Origin of the sequence: Marinilabilia salmonicolor (assembly GCF_003003035.1) — a bacterium.
Lineage (GTDB): Bacteria > Bacteroidota > Bacteroidia > Bacteroidales > Marinilabiliaceae > Marinilabilia > Marinilabilia salmonicolor_A.
The window spans coordinates 131,294-145,793 of sequence record NZ_PVTS01000008.1; the positions used below are offsets into that span (position 1 = coordinate 131,294).

Annotated in this window: 12 protein-coding genes and 1 tRNA gene; 3 read left to right on the forward strand and 10 right to left on the reverse strand. The window is 43.3% G+C overall.

All coding sequences use genetic code 11. From position 1 onward, the window contains the following. Positions 1-57: 57 nt before the first annotated feature. From rnc to BY457_RS10025, 3 genes are read right to left on the reverse strand one after another with little or no spacing between them, the layout of a single operon-like run. On the reverse strand, positions 58-831 hold the full coding sequence (gene rnc, locus BY457_RS10015; protein ID WP_106153197.1) for a ribonuclease III: 774 nt from the start codon (positions 829-831) through the stop codon (positions 58-60). Positions 832-834: 3 nt separating this feature from the next. Next, complete coding sequence (gene fabF, locus BY457_RS10020; protein WP_106153198.1) at positions 835-2,085, reverse strand: beta-ketoacyl-ACP synthase II; 1,251 nt, start codon at positions 2,083-2,085, stop codon at positions 835-837. A gap of 37 nt (positions 2,086-2,122) precedes the next feature. Continuing rightward, positions 2,123-2,359, reverse strand: a complete 237-nt coding sequence (locus BY457_RS10025) for an acyl carrier protein (RefSeq protein WP_106153199.1) — start codon at positions 2,357-2,359, stop codon at positions 2,123-2,125. A 173-nt stretch (positions 2,360-2,532) separates the two neighbouring features. On the opposite strand from BY457_RS10025, the gene purN reads away from it, so the two are divergent. Then, a complete protein-coding gene (purN, locus tag BY457_RS10030; protein ID WP_106153200.1) occupies positions 2,533-3,102 on the forward strand; it encodes a phosphoribosylglycinamide formyltransferase in 570 nt (189 codons plus the stop codon). On the opposite strand, the gene BY457_RS10035 is transcribed toward purN, so the two are convergent. From BY457_RS10035 to BY457_RS10060, 5 genes are all read right to left on the reverse strand, one after another. After that, on the reverse strand, positions 3,077-4,399 hold the full coding sequence (locus BY457_RS10035) for a M23 family metallopeptidase (RefSeq protein ID WP_106153201.1): 1,323 nt from the start codon (positions 4,397-4,399) through the stop codon (positions 3,077-3,079). The two genes, purN and BY457_RS10035, sit on opposite strands and share 26 nt — an antisense overlap. A gap of 389 nt (positions 4,400-4,788) precedes the next feature. Beyond that, positions 4,789-5,694 carry a YitT family protein gene (locus BY457_RS10045; RefSeq protein WP_106153202.1) on the reverse strand — a complete coding sequence of 302 codons (906 nt, stop codon included), beginning with the start codon at positions 5,692-5,694 and terminating at the stop codon, positions 4,789-4,791. Between the two features lie 241 nt (positions 5,695-5,935). Further along, positions 5,936-8,725, reverse strand: coding sequence for a leucine--tRNA ligase (gene leuS, locus BY457_RS10050; RefSeq protein WP_106153203.1), 2,790 nt, complete (start codon positions 8,723-8,725; stop codon positions 5,936-5,938). Between the two features lie 92 nt (positions 8,726-8,817). Further along, positions 8,818-9,807, reverse strand: a complete 990-nt coding sequence (locus tag BY457_RS10055; RefSeq protein WP_106153204.1) for a pectinesterase family protein — start codon at positions 9,805-9,807, stop codon at positions 8,818-8,820. A 7-nt stretch (positions 9,808-9,814) separates the two neighbouring features. Then, positions 9,815-10,792 carry an alpha/beta hydrolase gene (locus BY457_RS10060; protein WP_106153258.1) on the reverse strand — a complete coding sequence of 326 codons (978 nt, stop codon included), beginning with the start codon at positions 10,790-10,792 and terminating at the stop codon, positions 9,815-9,817. Between the two features lie 245 nt (positions 10,793-11,037). Between BY457_RS10060 and BY457_RS10065 the strand changes: the two genes are divergently transcribed. Together BY457_RS10065 and BY457_RS10070 are read left to right on the forward strand one after the other, a co-directional pair. Next, a tRNA-Arg gene (locus BY457_RS10065) sits at positions 11,038-11,110 on the forward strand. 677 nt (positions 11,111-11,787) lie between these two features. Continuing rightward, positions 11,788-12,516: a FadR/GntR family transcriptional regulator gene (locus tag BY457_RS10070; protein ID WP_106153205.1), complete on the forward strand. Its 729-nt coding sequence runs from the start codon at positions 11,788-11,790 to the stop codon at positions 12,514-12,516. A gap of 152 nt (positions 12,517-12,668) precedes the next feature. On the opposite strand, the gene murQ is transcribed toward BY457_RS10070, so the two are convergent. After that, on the reverse strand, positions 12,669-13,502 hold the full coding sequence (murQ, locus tag BY457_RS10075; protein ID WP_106153206.1) for an N-acetylmuramic acid 6-phosphate etherase: 834 nt from the start codon (positions 13,500-13,502) through the stop codon (positions 12,669-12,671). 41 nt (positions 13,503-13,543) lie between these two features. Further along, the gene (locus tag BY457_RS10080; RefSeq protein ID WP_106153207.1) at positions 13,544-14,380 is read right to left on the reverse strand and encodes an ATPase; all 837 of its coding nucleotides are present in this window, start codon (positions 14,378-14,380) and stop codon (positions 13,544-13,546) included. Between the last annotated feature and the right edge of the window lie 120 nt (positions 14,381-14,500).

A 14,500-nucleotide genomic window follows, 5' to 3' on the forward strand; every position in this document is an offset into this window, starting at 1 on the left:
GTTGTTTGGGATTTTCCTTTTGATTAACAAAAATTAACTCTATGTGTTGATTTTCAGTTAATAAAGGTTGTCGGACGCTTCAAAATCCTCATCGGGCAGTTCCAGTGTATCAACATTTTCGAGCGCTTCGTTTGCAGCCTTTTGTTCCGCCTCTTTTTTAGAATTCCCTGTCCCCTGGCCGGTAATCTGGCTGCCAATAATGGCTTTGGCGATAAATATAGGTCCGTTTTCTTTAGGATCCGGATATTCTTCGGTGACGAACTGAACCGGACATTTATGTTTTTGCCCCCATTCAATGAGAATGGATTTGTAGTTGGTGTCGTTTTCCACAATTTGTTGCAGATCCAGGTAACGGGTAAGGATACGGTTTCTTACAAACTTTCGTGCACTTCCGTATCCTTTGTCAAGAAAAATTGCTCCAATGATTGCCTCAAGTGCATCTCCAAGGATGTGTGTTTGGGAAATGTCTCCCGGGGGGTGAAACTTTATCCAGTTGTTGAGCCCCATATTTAGTGCAATCTGATTGAGATTTACCCGACTGACGATGCGGGATCTTGTTTTTGTGAGGAATCCTTCATCTTCCGTAGGAAAAAGAGCATAGAGCTCCTGCGCCACAATGGCACCAAGAATTGCGTCACCGAGGTATTCGAGACGTTCGTTGTTGTAAGGCTCGTTGGATGATTTCCGCCTGAGAACTGATTTGTGGACCAGCGCCTGCCGGTAAAGTTCTGTTTTTCCGGGACGGATACCGGTTACAGAATTTATAAATCCATAAAACTTCCTGCCCTGACGGGAAAAAAGTTTTATGGATTTGAAAAGTGGTATAAACACAACTTAATCTAATGCTTTGAATACCACACATGCATTGTGACCTCCGAATCCGAAAGTATTCGACATTGCCACTTTGATTTTTCTCTCTTGTGCCTTGTTGGGCGTAAGATTGAGTTTTGGATCAATTTCGGGATCCAGTTCAAATTGGTTGATAGTCGGAGGAACGATGCTGTTCTTCATTGCCAGAATCGATGCAATGGCTTCAATAGCTCCGGTAGCACCCAACAGGTGTCCGGTCATCGATTTGGTGGAACTGATATTCAGTTTGTACGCGTGATCTCCAAAAAGCCTTTGAATGGCCAATGGCTCAGCGATGTCTCCCAATGGGGTGGATGTGCCGTGAACATTGATGTAATCAACCTCTTCAAGGTTGATGTTGCCATCTTTAAGTGCATTTTCCATTACTCTTTGAGCACCTTTTCCTTCCGGATGGGGCGCTGTAATGTGGTGTGCATCGGCAGTCATGCCGCTACCAACCAGTTCGCAATAGATTTTTGCACCGCGTTTCACGGCATGTTCATATTCTTCTATTACCAGGGCTCCGGCGCCTTCACCCATGACAAAGCCGTCACGGCCTTTGTCAAATGGACGAGAAGCTGTTGCCGGGTCATCATTGCGGGTTGAAATTGCCTGCATGGCATTAAAACCGCCTACACCTGCTTCATTGATCGCAGCTTCTGAACCCCCTGTGATAAACATTTCTGCTTTTCCCAGACGGATAAGGTCAAAAGCGCTGCCAATGGCATGCGATGCCGAGGCACAAGCCGATACTGTTCCGTAGTTGGGCCCGCGAAATCCATACTTAATAGAAATGTGACCTGCTGCAATGTCAGAGATCATTTTCGGGATGAAGAAAGGATTGAAACGGGGCACTTCGTTGTTCTTAACGAATCCACGGGTTTCGTCGAGGAAAGTGATGATGCCACCAATACCTGCACCCCAGATGACGCCTGCCATATCCTGGTCTATGGTCTGGAGGTCGATACCGGCATCCTGGTATGCCTGCTCAGCTGCAATAACTGCAAACTGAGCAAACATATCCATTTTTCTTGCCTCTTTACGATCGAAGTAATCGGTTGCTTTGTAGTCTTTAACCTCGCAAGCAAATTGTGTTTTGAATTGGGTGGCGTCAAATCGAGTAATGGGTGCAGCACCACTTACTCCTTGAACCAGGTTGTTCCAATACTCATCGATGGTTTTCCCAATCGGGGTAATGGCGCCCATCCCTGTAACTACTACTCTTTTTAACTCCATAACTGCTTTTAAAGTATAACTCTACTTTTTTGACTAATTACTTTGCATTTTCTTGAATGTAAGCAATGGCGTCACCCACTGTACCGATGTTCTCTGCCTGATCATCAGGAATTGCGATGTTGAATTCTTTCTCGAACTCCATGATCAGCTCTACAGTGTCAAGAGAGTCAGCACCGAGGTCGTTGGTGAAACTGGCTTCGTTTGTTACTTCTGTTTCGTCAACTCCCAACTTGTCTACAATAATTGCCTTAACTCTTGATGCAATGTCTGACATAGCTTTAAATTTTAAGTTAATAATTGAAAATTTGGTTTTAAAACAACTGTGCAAAGAAAAAGATTTGCCCAAAATAAATCAAATATTCCTCAAAGGAAATTAGTTTTCAGGCCTCTTTTTTCTAATTTTGACTGGGCAAAAATACTAATTTTTTACAAGATAAAAATTTGATAATGAAGAATATTGTTCTTTTCGCTTCGGGGTCGGGTACCAACGCGGAAAATATTGCACTTTTTTTTCGGAATACCCCCGGGGTAGAAGTTTCGTATGTTTTCTCCAATCGTTCGAATGCGGGGGTGCTTGAACGTGCTAAAAAGCTTAATATAAGAACTTTTGTCTTCGATCGCAAGATGTTTTTTGATTCAGATGAGGTGTTAAACCTCCTTTCTGAGATTTCTCCTGATTTAATTGTTTTAGCCGGTTTTTTGTGGTTGATTCCCGAAAAGATGGTTAATGCGTTTCCCAACCGGATTGTAAATATCCATCCAGCTTTGCTTCCGGCCTATGGTGGTAAAGGGATGTATGGCGACAGGGTGCATCAGGCTGTTATTGACAATGGTGAAACAGAATCCGGTATAACCATTCATTTTGTCAACGAAAAATATGACGAGGGAAATATTATTTTCCAGGGAAAATGTCCCGTCCATAAGAAGGATACCCCTGAAACCCTTGCATCAAAAATTCATAAATTGGAGTATGAGCATTATCCGCGGGTTATTAAAGAGCTTCTGGAGCGGCTGTAGTCTCTTTTTTATGCTCCATATAGCCGATACCGATAGTTAAACTGTCAAGTTCATTTTTCCAGGGCCGGATGTATTGTAGGTATTGCTCCATCCGTTCTTTATGGATGGGCTCTACCGGTGGGGCTTCCATTTTTAGCGGATCCATTGGTCTGCCGTTTTTGTAAATACGGAAGTCAAGGTGTGGACCGGTGGCCAGGCCCGTTTTTCCCACATAGCCGATTAATTGTCCCTGGGTCACCAGCATTCCTCTTTTAATACCTTTGGCAAAACCGGATAAGTGCATATAAACAGTGGTGTAAACGCTGTTATGCTTAATTTTTATGTAGTTGCCACCTCCTTTTGTATCCCATGCCCGGTGAGTGATGCGTCCGTCTCCGAGAGCGTAAACGGGCGTGCCTGTAGGTGCTGCATAATCCACCCCCCTGTGCGGGCGACGGATTTTTAATACCGGGTGCAGCCTGCTGTGGCTGAACCGACTGCTGATTCTGGAAAATTTCAGCGGGGCTTTCAGAAATGCTTTCCGTAAACTGGCACCTTCCTCATCGAAAAAGCTCATGATGCTGTCCTGCTCATAGCGAAATGCATAATAGGGTTCTTTGCGGTGGTTGAAGTAGGCTGCATGAATTTCTCCGATACCGATGGATACGCTGTCCACATATTCCTCGTCGTAAATAACCGTAAAGTGGTCCCCTTTTTCGATTCCGAAAAAATCAACCGTCCAGGCAAAGATGTCTGATAAATCCAGTGCGAGATTAGGATTCAAATCATTATCGTTGATTGTGTTCCATAAGGAAGATTCAATGACACCTATGACGGTTTTGCGTTGGGTAATGACCTCTTTTTTGTCCCGGTAAACGACTGTATCTCCTTTCAGCGACATGACAAGGTATTCAATGGGGTCAATCTCATAGACAAACCATTCGGGTACAAGTGTTGAATCTTTTTCGGATGAAAAAACAGTATATTTATTTCCTGTTTTTATTCGTCTTACATCGAAAACCTCTTTGGAGGCTATGGCCAGATTGTGAATGATTGAATAATCCACGTCGTATGAAGTAAGAAGAGAGGCCAGATTCTGGGCATATTTTATATGGCCTGTTTCAATTACAAATGAATCTTTTTCGATGCCATAAAGTGTTTCGGGAGGAGGCGGAGGAGGAACCACAACCAAATCGAGACTGTCGGGAAGATTTGAAGGGTCAGGGGTTCCCAGGCCACTAAAGTGGCGATAACACCAAAAAGTTGAGAATGTCAGGAGAATGAGAATGACAATACCGACTATATATTTTTTCTGCATTGAGAAATTGTTTTAATCATGTACGAGTTTTATAAAAATCCGGCAACGGTGAATTCAAAAATTATGCCCCATCGCTTGTCAGAGGATATTTTTTTGATTCTGGTTTGGCTTGGGCAACTTGGGGTTAGAGCGCTTTATTATGGCCAATATATTATTTAGCGTCTGTTCATAAACTAAACACAATTTGCTTTTAGTCCTGTTTCTGGTCAGGAAGTGCCAATTGCCAGGCTTGCGAAGCCGGCAAAAACGGAGTCCCGAAGTAGCTTTTGTAAGGTTTTTGAACAAAAAACCAACAAAAAGCACAATCGGGATGAGGGCCTTGGCGGCAAGCGTAACAGCCTGCCCCGATCCTTCGGGGACGTAGGTGGTGCTTTATGGACAGAAACTAATTAGAGTTCTGCTTCAATTTCACTGATTGGCTTTTTCCTTTTCTCTCTTATCTTGAGCCGGTCATACCCTTCTCCAAATATTCCCATTACATTGCCCATCGTGATGAAGGCCTCCGGGTCCACACTTTTTATAATACGGAAAAGGATGGAGGACTCTTTTTTTCGGGCAAAGACCATCAGAACTTTTATTTCTTCACCGGTATAGCCGCCTACCGCAGGTATTATGGTCAAACCTTTTTTCCCTGTATAAATTATTTGTTCGGCTAATTCCTTGTGTTTTCTGGAGAAGATAAAAAACTGAACCGTCTGGGTGTTACCTGAAATCACCATATCGATTGTATAAGCAATCACTGCCATGGTCATAAAGCCGTAAACCATGGTTTCTATGGAGCCGAAAATGGGATATGCAGAAACAATTATAATGGCATCCATTGCCAAAAGAAGCCTTCCCATACTGATGTTGTGGTATTTGTTGATGATTCTGGCAATGATGTCGGTTCCTCCGGCACTTCCCCCATTCGAGAAAATCAGTCCTCCTCCGATGCCGCTCATGATACCTCCTGATACTGCTGCCATCATCCGCTCTGATACAAGGGGTTCGGTAAATACATTGCTGAAAAATGAAAGAAATCCTGCAAAAACCACAACGCTGTAAACCGATTTTATGCCAAAGGAAGCTCCGATGGTTTTCATGGCCAGCAGCAGAAGGCCTATGTTTATCAGCAGGCTGCTCATTCCTACGTCAATGTCGAAAAGGAAGAAAAGAATACTTGAGATTCCTGTCAGACCACCTCCCACTATTTCACTGGGGATGATAAATCCTGTCCACCCGATGGCACCCATTGCCAGTCCGGCAGTGATGATCAGATAAGATTTTATTTCTCTCCAGAGATACTCTCGCTTCATATAACTATTATAAAATATGTTGCCGGAAAAGATTTTCCCAGTCCGGTTACAATTTTAACGGATGAACAGATTACGTCGCTGTTGGAATTTGAAATTTTTCAATGTGAGAGGAGGTGATTCTCAATGATGCTGAAAACCACCTCCTTCTATATATGTTTTTTTATCCAAAAGTGTTCGAAGCAATCTTTTGTGATTGTTGTAAATAATTATGATTCAGAGTGGGTTGAGCGCTGAATCTCTCTTATCCGACAACAATATTAATTATTTTTCCGGGCACCACAATGATTTTGCGAACGGTTTTTCCTTCGGTCCATTTGGCTGCCGTCTCATGTGCCAGCGCTGCCTTTTCAATCTCTTCTTTTGATGCATCGGCAGGCATCTCCAGCTTGAAACGCATTTTGCCGTTGAATGATACCGGATATACCACGCTGTCATCTTTAAGATGCTTTTCTTCAGCCTTAGGCCACTGTGCATCAACAACAGAACTGTTGTGCCCGGTGAGGTACCACAACTCTTCAGCCATATGAGGTGCAAAGGGTGACAACAAGACGGTCAGTGGTTCTAAAATGGAGCGTTTGTGACATTTCAGATCGCTCAGGTCGTTGACACATATCATGAATGCACTCACGCAGGTGTTGAATGAGAATCGTTCGATGTCGTCGGAAATTTTGGCAATGGTGCGGTGCAATACCTTCAGTTCCTCTTTGGTCGCTTCTTCATCAGTAACGACCATCTGCCCGTCCCGGTCTGAAAAGAGCCGCCATGTTCTTCTCAGGAATTTGTGTACTCCGTCAATTCCGTTGGTATCCCAGGGTTTGGATTGCTCCAGCGGGCCCAGAAACATCTCGTACAGACGCAGTGTGTCGGCACCATATTGTTCAATGATATCGTCGGGGTTGACCACGTTGAACATCGACTTGGACATTTTTTCAACTGCCCATCCGCAAACATATTTATCGCCTTCTTCCAGAATGAATTCAGCATTTTTATACTCCGGATTCCAGTTTTTAAAGGCTTCGATGTCCAGGATGTCATTGTGGACAATATTTACATCCACATGAATAGGGGTAACATCGTACTCTTTGGTCAGGTTATAGGAGACAAATTTGTTGGTTCCTTTGATTCGGTAAACAAAATTGGAGCGTCCCTGAATCATTCCCTGGTTAACCAGTTTGCGGAATGGTTCATCTTTGCATACTTCTCCCAAATCGTAAAGGAATTTATTCCAGAACCGGCTGTATATCAGGTGGCCTGTGGCGTGCTCGGTTCCCCCGATGTAAAGATCCACATCCTGCCAGTAGTTGTTGGCTTCGGTGCTGACCAGTTTTTGGTCGTTTTTTGGATCCATATAGCGAAGGTAATAGGCTGAGGAACCGGCAAAACCCGGCATGGTGTTAAGCTCAATCGGGTACCCTTCTTCTGTTTTCCAGTTTTTCGCACGTCCCAGAGGAGGTTCTCCCTGTTCAGTGGGCAGGTATTTATCTACTTCGGGTAATTCGAGGGGGAGCTTTGATTCATCCAGCGTGTAGGGCATATCATCCTTGTAATAAACAGGGAAGGGTTCTCCCCAATAACGCTGGCGACTAAAGATGGCATCCCGCAAGCGGTAGTTTACCTTTACCTCACCAATGCTTTTCTCCCGAATGTATTCTTTGGTTTTCTCAATGGCTTCCGGCACATCGAGCCCGTTAATGAAGCCGGAATTGATCAGATATCCTTCTTTGGAGTCGATGGAGTCGTCCCACTTGCTGGTGTCTGCGGGTTCTTCGCCATGGGGTACAACAACCTGGGTGATCGGCAGTCTGAAGGTGCGTGCAAAAGCAAAGTCGCGGCTGTCATGTGCCGGCACAGCCATAATAGCTCCGGTTCCATATCCGGCCAGCACATAGTCGCTGACCCAGATGGGCACTTCCTCATTGGTGAGTGGATTGATGGCGTAGGCTCCGGTGAATGCTCCGGTCATTTTTTTGACTTCTGACATTCGTTCGCGCTCGGTACGCTTTTTTGCATCAGCAATGTATTGGGCCACTTGTTCTTTCTGGTCCGATGTTACCACCTGGTTTACCAATTCACTTTCGGGAGCCAGCACCATAAATGTCACTCCGAAAACAGTATCGGCACGGGTGGTGAAAATTTTCATGGAAACATCAGAATCTTTTACCGGGAAAACCATCTCGGCACCTTCCGATCGTCCAATCCAGTTTTTCTGAATCTCTTTGAGCGATTCTGTCCAGTCGATGGTGTCCAGTCCTTTGAGGAGACGCTCTGCATAAGCAGAAACGCGCAATGACCATTGACGCATTACTTTTTGCTCCACAGGGTGGCCTCCACGCAGAGAAACTCCTTCTTTAACTTCATCATTGGCCAGCACAGTTCCTAATGCCGGACACCAGTTTACCATAGTGTCGGCAAGGTATGCAATACGATAATTGAGCAGGGTTTCCTGTTGCTCCTTAACAGGCATAGCGTTCCACTCTTCGGCTGAGAATGTGAGGTTTTCCGAGCATGCTGCATTGATACCTTCAGAGCCTTTGGTTTCAAAATGTTTGACCAGTTCACTCACGGGCATGGCCTTGTCGGCGTTGTTGTCGTAGTAATGGTTAAACATTTGAATGAAGGCCCATTGAGTCCACTTGTAATAGTCTGGTTCACATGTCTTTACCTCTCTGCTCCAGTCGTAAGAGAAACCTATTTTATCCAGCTGCTCGCGGTAACGCTTAATGTTGTTTTCAGTGGTAATGGCCGGGTGTTGCCCTGTCTGGATGGCATACTGTTCAGCAGGCAGCCCGTAGGCGTCGTAACCCATGGGATGGAGTACATTGAATCCATTGGAACGTTTGTAACGGCTGAAAATGTCAGAGGCGATGTATCCCAGCGGATGTCCCACGTGCAATCCCGCACCGGATGGATAGGGAAACATATCCAGAACGTAATATTTGGGGCGGCTGTTGTCAACCTCTACTTTATAGGTTTTATTGTCCTTCCAGTGCTTTTGCCACTTCTTCTCAATCTCTTTAAAATTGTACTCCATGGTGCAAATTGATGTAGTTTCTTGCTTTTATATTGTCAAAGCTGCGAAAATACAAAAAGTTTCAGACAATTGTAAGAGAGTGCCGCTGGTTATTAGTGGTTTTGTGATGTCCAGCAGGAAACGGGGACTTTCGGATCGAAGAACGACCCGAGTATCTCTTCTTTAGTGTGTTTAGCTGCTTCGGAATCTGAAAGTTGATGGCTCCAGGGTACCCGTTTTTTAGTGCTTGCTCCCGGCCCTCTATTTTTATATTCCCCATAAAAGGCTGTTTCATTCCTTGAGGTACCGCTCCAGTTGGCCCACCCTTCGGCATTGATGTGGTTTCCCATTTCGCAATGAAGAAAAACAACCCTGGCATAGTCCCGCCATGGGCGGCCAAGAAAAACTTCCGACACGTCCTGCGAAGCGGTCAGGGTGCATTCCAAAAAGACAAACCCAAATTGTTTTCCCTGTGCGGTGCTTGCAGCTGTAATGTATGAGTCCGCCAGACTGTGTATCGTGCAATTTTCAAACAATGATGTAGCTTCACCAAAAATGAAATCGGTAGTACCCTCTATAAAGCAGTTGTGAAAATATTGGCGACTGTTTTCGCCGGCGCTGTACAGGGTGTCCTGATGTCCAAGGATGTTGCAATTTCGGAAAGTCACCCGATCGCCGGTCACATGCAGCGCAACGGCCTGCCCGACCGCTCCTGCTGTGTTTCTGATGGTCAGGTTTTCTGCATGGAAATCGTTGGCTTCCACCTTCAAAGTGTAGGTGTAGAAAGTGCTGTTGCGTCCTTTGTCAATTTTCCGAAAATGATCATCCCACGAAATGATTGTCCCTTCTCTGCTTTCACCAATTAGGGATAACTTTGTATTGAATGCAGGGATTTTTACTTTTTCATGATACACCCCGTTCTTTATAAATATTGTTATTGGTTTGTCCGGAAAAGACATGGTGTCGTAAATGGCTTCGTTAATTGACGTATAATCGCCACTGCCATCGATAGCTACTGTGATCCGGGTCTCATAAGCGTATGCTGTGGCTGCAAAAATAGCTGAAAAACAGAACAGAAGAAAAATGTGTTTAATTGGAGCCATGTGAGTCTTATTTTTTTAATGTTTTATCCAGAAAATTACTCATGTATTCGACTGTGGGATGAAACCAGGGGTGAAACAACCAGAAGGGGTGTACTTTAACATGGAATGTGTGTGTTTCATTGTATATGGTGTGTCGGTTCAGGATGCCGATCAGTTCGTCCTGCCCCGAATGAAACCTGGGGTAACCGCTGTTAAGAAATAGCATGGGGGGCGCTTTTTCATCTGCATAGTAAACCGGGGATGCCTCTTTCCAGATTTCAGGTTTTTCATGGTAAAAACCATTCAGCCAAACCACATCGGCAGCGTTTCTTTTTCTTGGTTTGTTGAGCGATAAGGGGGCCAGAAAGTTCATGGAGCCATCTACGACCAGTATAGCCTGGACATCGGTGGGGTGCTCTTTAGATCCCTGGTCTCCTTCAAACTTGTGAACTCCGGGAGTCAGTCCAATGAGAGCAGCCAGCTGGCCACCTGCCGAACTTCCGGAAATGGCAATTTTTTCAGGGTCTATGTTGTATTCTTTGGCATGGGCCCTGGTCCACCTCAGGGCCGCTTTTATGTTGTGAACAGCTGCAGGATAAAGAGCTTCAGGAGATAGTTGGTATTCTACAGTAATGGTTACATATCCTCTTGCAGCAATTTGACGTGCCAGGGGAATTTCCATCGATTTATCGCCCGAACTCCAGCCTCCACCATGAATCATTATCAGTGCCGGTAGTTTTTTGCCTCCTTCGGGACGAAAGAGGTCGAGATGTAAATTGCGATCGCCATAGGCTGTGTTCTTCAATGTGGTGTATGTGATGTCGCGGTATTCAACGACACCTTCCGGGAGTGGCTCGTTGGCAATGCGGGCAACCGGATAGATGTGTTTGATCTTGTTTAGGGCTGAATGAACCGTAAATGTGGTGTCCACAGGGATAACGTTGCGTTGTGGACTCACATTAGATGCAAGGATGAACAGGTATGTCAGGAAAAATATATTTTTCATATCCAATGGTTTTAACGGTTTAAAACTTTTAATTGCGAAAGAAGCAGAGAACTGTTTCTTTGAAGCAATAAAATTAATACTCTCTGTTCGCTGAACATGATGAAGAGTTATTGCTTTTTGGGTGGTATATTGTTTTTTTCGGGGCCGATTAAAGGTTTGAAAGGATGGAAGTGAATTATTTTTCCCGGTTGAAGTGAAACGGTTTTGAGCGAACCACAAAAAAAACTATCTTTGCCGCGCAAAAAGGTCCCGTAGTTTAACTGGATAGAACGTAGGATTCCGGTTCCTATGGTGGGGGTTCGAGTCCTCCCGGGATCACAGTAAGGCCACAGCAAAATGAAATGATTTGCTGTGGCCTTTGTTGTATAGATGAATATGGAATTTTTCCATAGGATTCTTTTCGGTAATGATTTGTATAACTGCAGATAAGATTTCCAGGGAGTTTTCATTCTCTATTTTTTTAACAATATTTTTCAGTGTTATTTTATTAGTTAATTTGTCAGTGGGAAGGAGTTCGTCCTAATGATGTACTATTGTTTCAATTAATGAAGGTTATGGCTCGGCTTTTTAAACGGATGGGTAATTTTGCGAAAACACAGAGTAGTCATACATCCCATGTCGTTTAAAAGTAAAAGTTCACTTTATTCAACACTAAAACGAAAGAAAAGACCTATATTTGTATGTTTTTTTAGTGAGATTAGTTTCTTTCTTTTTTGTTTTAACAGGGTTTATTCTTAAATTATCGTTGTCAGGAGTTCATACAAGTCAAATTTGGTGAGGACACTTTGATTTTGCAGAAGGTTTGATGTTTAAGTAGGTGATTCGTGACGTAATCAAGTTGAATAGTGACTTTTTCTTTTCAGAAAGGATTACGTAAATTTTTCATTGGTGGATTTGTTTTGATTAACATTTTGTGAGCTTTTTGTGCTGTAGTGTTTAGTAATGTTTAAGGATAAAGGCTTAGAATATAGTTGTATATAATATAAATGGTTTAAATGGACGATATTTTTAGCAAGATAGGTACTACGCAAACTTTAAGTCAGAAGATTGAAAGAAAAGTTGAGGAGGCTATCAGGCAGAAGAAACTGCTTTCGGGAGCAAAGTTGCCTTCTGAGAAAGAACTTTGTGAACTCTTTGGAGTTAGCAGGACGGCACTCAGGGAGGCACTGAGGCGTTTAAATGCCCGTGGTCTGATAGAGATTAAAAAAGGAAGTGGGATGTATGTGTCTGAGATAAAGATAGAGGATGCAATTAAATCTCTCAATCTGTATTATGACCTGAGTTTCGATTCTGATCTTATTTCTCAGATTATTGATGTTCGTCGTATTTTTGAACCGCAAATATCTCGTCTTGCGGCCAGAAACAGAACCGATGAAGATATAAAGATTCTCGAGCAGGTAATTGAAGAACTGGAAACCTGTGATCCGGATAATACTCAGCAGGAAGTTGATACCATCAACCGTTTTCACATGAGTTTGGCAAAGGCTACCGGGAATCCGATTATTATCATAAGTCTGGAACCCATTTATTCTCTTTTGCCTCGTATGCGAAATTTTATTTATGCGAATGTTGAGGGGGAAAAGGAGTTTACGATTGAGGCCCAGAAAAAAATTCTGGATGCTGTTAAAACCAGGGATGAAGATGGCGCTTTTGCGGAGACCGAAAAACTTGTGATTCGGAATCATGAGGTGTATGAGCGTTATCTTAAAAAAGTTTTTAAATAATCACTGTGGCTTCACTATTGGAAATTATTTTTCCGGGTACTTTGAAACTTGCCTGAAGACCAGGCAAGTTTGAGTTATGTCTTTTATGGGTTTCGAAGATAATTGCAGTTGGAAACAAGACCTAATTGAGATAGAAGTGTCGGATGATAATTTTATTTTTTGGCTTGGTTATATGCATCAATGGCCTTTTTTACGGAACCATTCTTGATCAGGAGTTCCTGAGCATCTTCTTTTTTTAGTCCCAGTTCTTCCATAAGCATTCTGGTTCCTCTCTGAATCAGTTTTTTGTTGGTCAATTGCATGTTGACCATTTTATTTCCCTTTACTTTCCCCAGCTTAATCATCAGGGTTGTGGTAATCATGTTTAGAATCATTTTTTGAGCGGTTCCTGCTTTCAGGCGCGTGCTTCCGGTAATGAATTCAGGACCAACGATGGCTTCAATGGGAAATTCTGCAGCATTGGCAATCTCAGAGTTTGGATTGCACGTAATGCAACCGGTAAGTATTTCCCTCTTTCTTGCGTCCATGATTCCTCCAATGACATAGGGGGTTGTTCCTGAAGCTGCAATTCCAATAACAGTGTCGAGTTCGTTTATGTTGTGTTTGAGGAGTTCCTGCCAGGCCATCTTTGGGTCATCTTCAGCATCTTCCACCGCGTTTCTTAATGCAATATCGCCACCCGCAATCAACCCGATCACCAGGGTGTCAGGGACGCCAAATGTGGGAGGGAGTTCTGAGGCATCCAGTACGCCTAATCGACCGCTGGTGCCTGCTCCAAGATAAAATACTCTTCCTCCTTTTTTCATCCTCTCCACGATTCGAACGATTAGTTTCTCAATTTGTGGCAATGCTTTTTTTACGGCTTCATGGACTTTTGCGTCTTCCCGGTTGATGTTTTGAATCAGGTCGGCGACTTCCATTTTTTCCAGATCTTTAAATCTGGAAGGTGATTCTGTAATGCTCAGGGTATATTTGTTGTCTGACATTTCTTTTGTTCTTTTTGAGGTTCTTTACTTATATGATGAGGTTATTTGAGATGGAAATCAATTAATCCGTCTATTGGATCTTTAATAATTGTTCCTCGTTTTAATTGGTGCTTTTCAAGAATTTCATACAACAGATCTTTGAAGTAGTAGGCTATGCTGCCGGTAAAATGCACGGGTAGTTTTGTGGCCATTTGGTATTGTAATATGTTTCTGGTTATGAATTCTTCAAAGGATGCAAGCACCAGTTTTTGTAGGGAAGGTTCACTGATGTGTTCAGCGATAAATCTTGTAAAACCTGCTGCATATCGGTTTGGAAAGGGTTTTTTGTAGATGTTATTCAGAATATCAATGCTGTCTGTTTTATATTTGTTAAAGAATTTGTTACAAACATGCTCAGGGAGTTGTTTTTTCAGGATGTCTGAAAGTAGCTTTTTGCCAATAACTGCACCGCTGCCTTCATCTCCAAGAATAAATCCCAGGGGAGGTGTGTTTTCGATAACCTCTTTGCCATTGTAATGACATGAGTTGGAGCCGGTTCCTAAAATGCACGCAATTCCTTCAGTAGTCCCACACAGTGCGTGGGCGGCGGCCATGAGGTCGCTTGCCACCTCTATGGTTGATGCACTGAAGAAATTGTTGAGCGCTCCGTATGCAACTTTGCTGATAACCGGATTGCTGCATCCGGCACTATAAAAATATATGGCTTTGAAATTTCTTTGTGAGGATGTAAAATCCTTTTCGAGCGCCTTCACAATAGTGTCTTCATCCTGGTAGAAAGGGTTTATTCCTGGTGTAAGAATTAGTTCTTTCTTTCCTGTTTTTTTGTCCAGGAGGCACCATGTTGTTTTGGTTGATCCGCTGTCGGCCACTAATATCATAATAGAATGATGTATTATAGGTTGTGTTTTTGAGTTTTTGTTATTAATGGATTATGGATTCTCTTATATAATTCCATTGGTTTAAGATCCCTGTTTGCTGTTGTTTTTGTTAAACGCAAA

What these genes read in the sequence shown, in the direction of transcription:
- fabF (WP_106153198.1), bottom strand. Translation starts at nt 2,085, where the DNA reads ATGGAGTTAAAAAGAGTAGTAGTTACAGGGATGGGCGCCATTACCCCG.
- BY457_RS10025 (WP_106153199.1), bottom strand. Translation starts at nt 2,359, where the DNA reads ATGTCAGACATTGCATCAAGAGTTAAGGCAATTATTGTAGACAAGTTG.
- purN (WP_106153200.1), top strand. Translation starts at nt 2,533, where the DNA reads ATGAAGAATATTGTTCTTTTCGCTTCGGGGTCGGGTACCAACGCGGAA.
- BY457_RS10035 (WP_106153201.1), bottom strand. Translation starts at nt 4,399, where the DNA reads ATGCAGAAAAAATATATAGTCGGTATTGTCATTCTCATTCTCCTGACA.
- BY457_RS10045 (WP_106153202.1), bottom strand. Translation starts at nt 5,694, where the DNA reads ATGAAGCGAGAGTATCTCTGGAGAGAAATAAAATCTTATCTGATCATC.
- leuS (WP_106153203.1), bottom strand. Translation starts at nt 8,725, where the DNA reads ATGGAGTACAATTTTAAAGAGATTGAGAAGAAGTGGCAAAAGCACTGG.
- BY457_RS10055 (WP_106153204.1), bottom strand. Translation starts at nt 9,807, where the DNA reads ATGGCTCCAATTAAACACATTTTTCTTCTGTTCTGTTTTTCAGCTATT.
- BY457_RS10060 (WP_106153258.1), bottom strand. Translation starts at nt 10,792, where the DNA reads ATGAAAAATATATTTTTCCTGACATACCTGTTCATCCTTGCATCTAAT.
- BY457_RS10070 (WP_106153205.1), top strand. Translation starts at nt 11,788, where the DNA reads ATGGACGATATTTTTAGCAAGATAGGTACTACGCAAACTTTAAGTCAG.
- murQ (WP_106153206.1), bottom strand. Translation starts at nt 13,502, where the DNA reads ATGTCAGACAACAAATATACCCTGAGCATTACAGAATCACCTTCCAGA.
- BY457_RS10080 (WP_106153207.1), bottom strand. Translation starts at nt 14,380, where the DNA reads ATGATATTAGTGGCCGACAGCGGATCAACCAAAACAACATGGTGCCTC.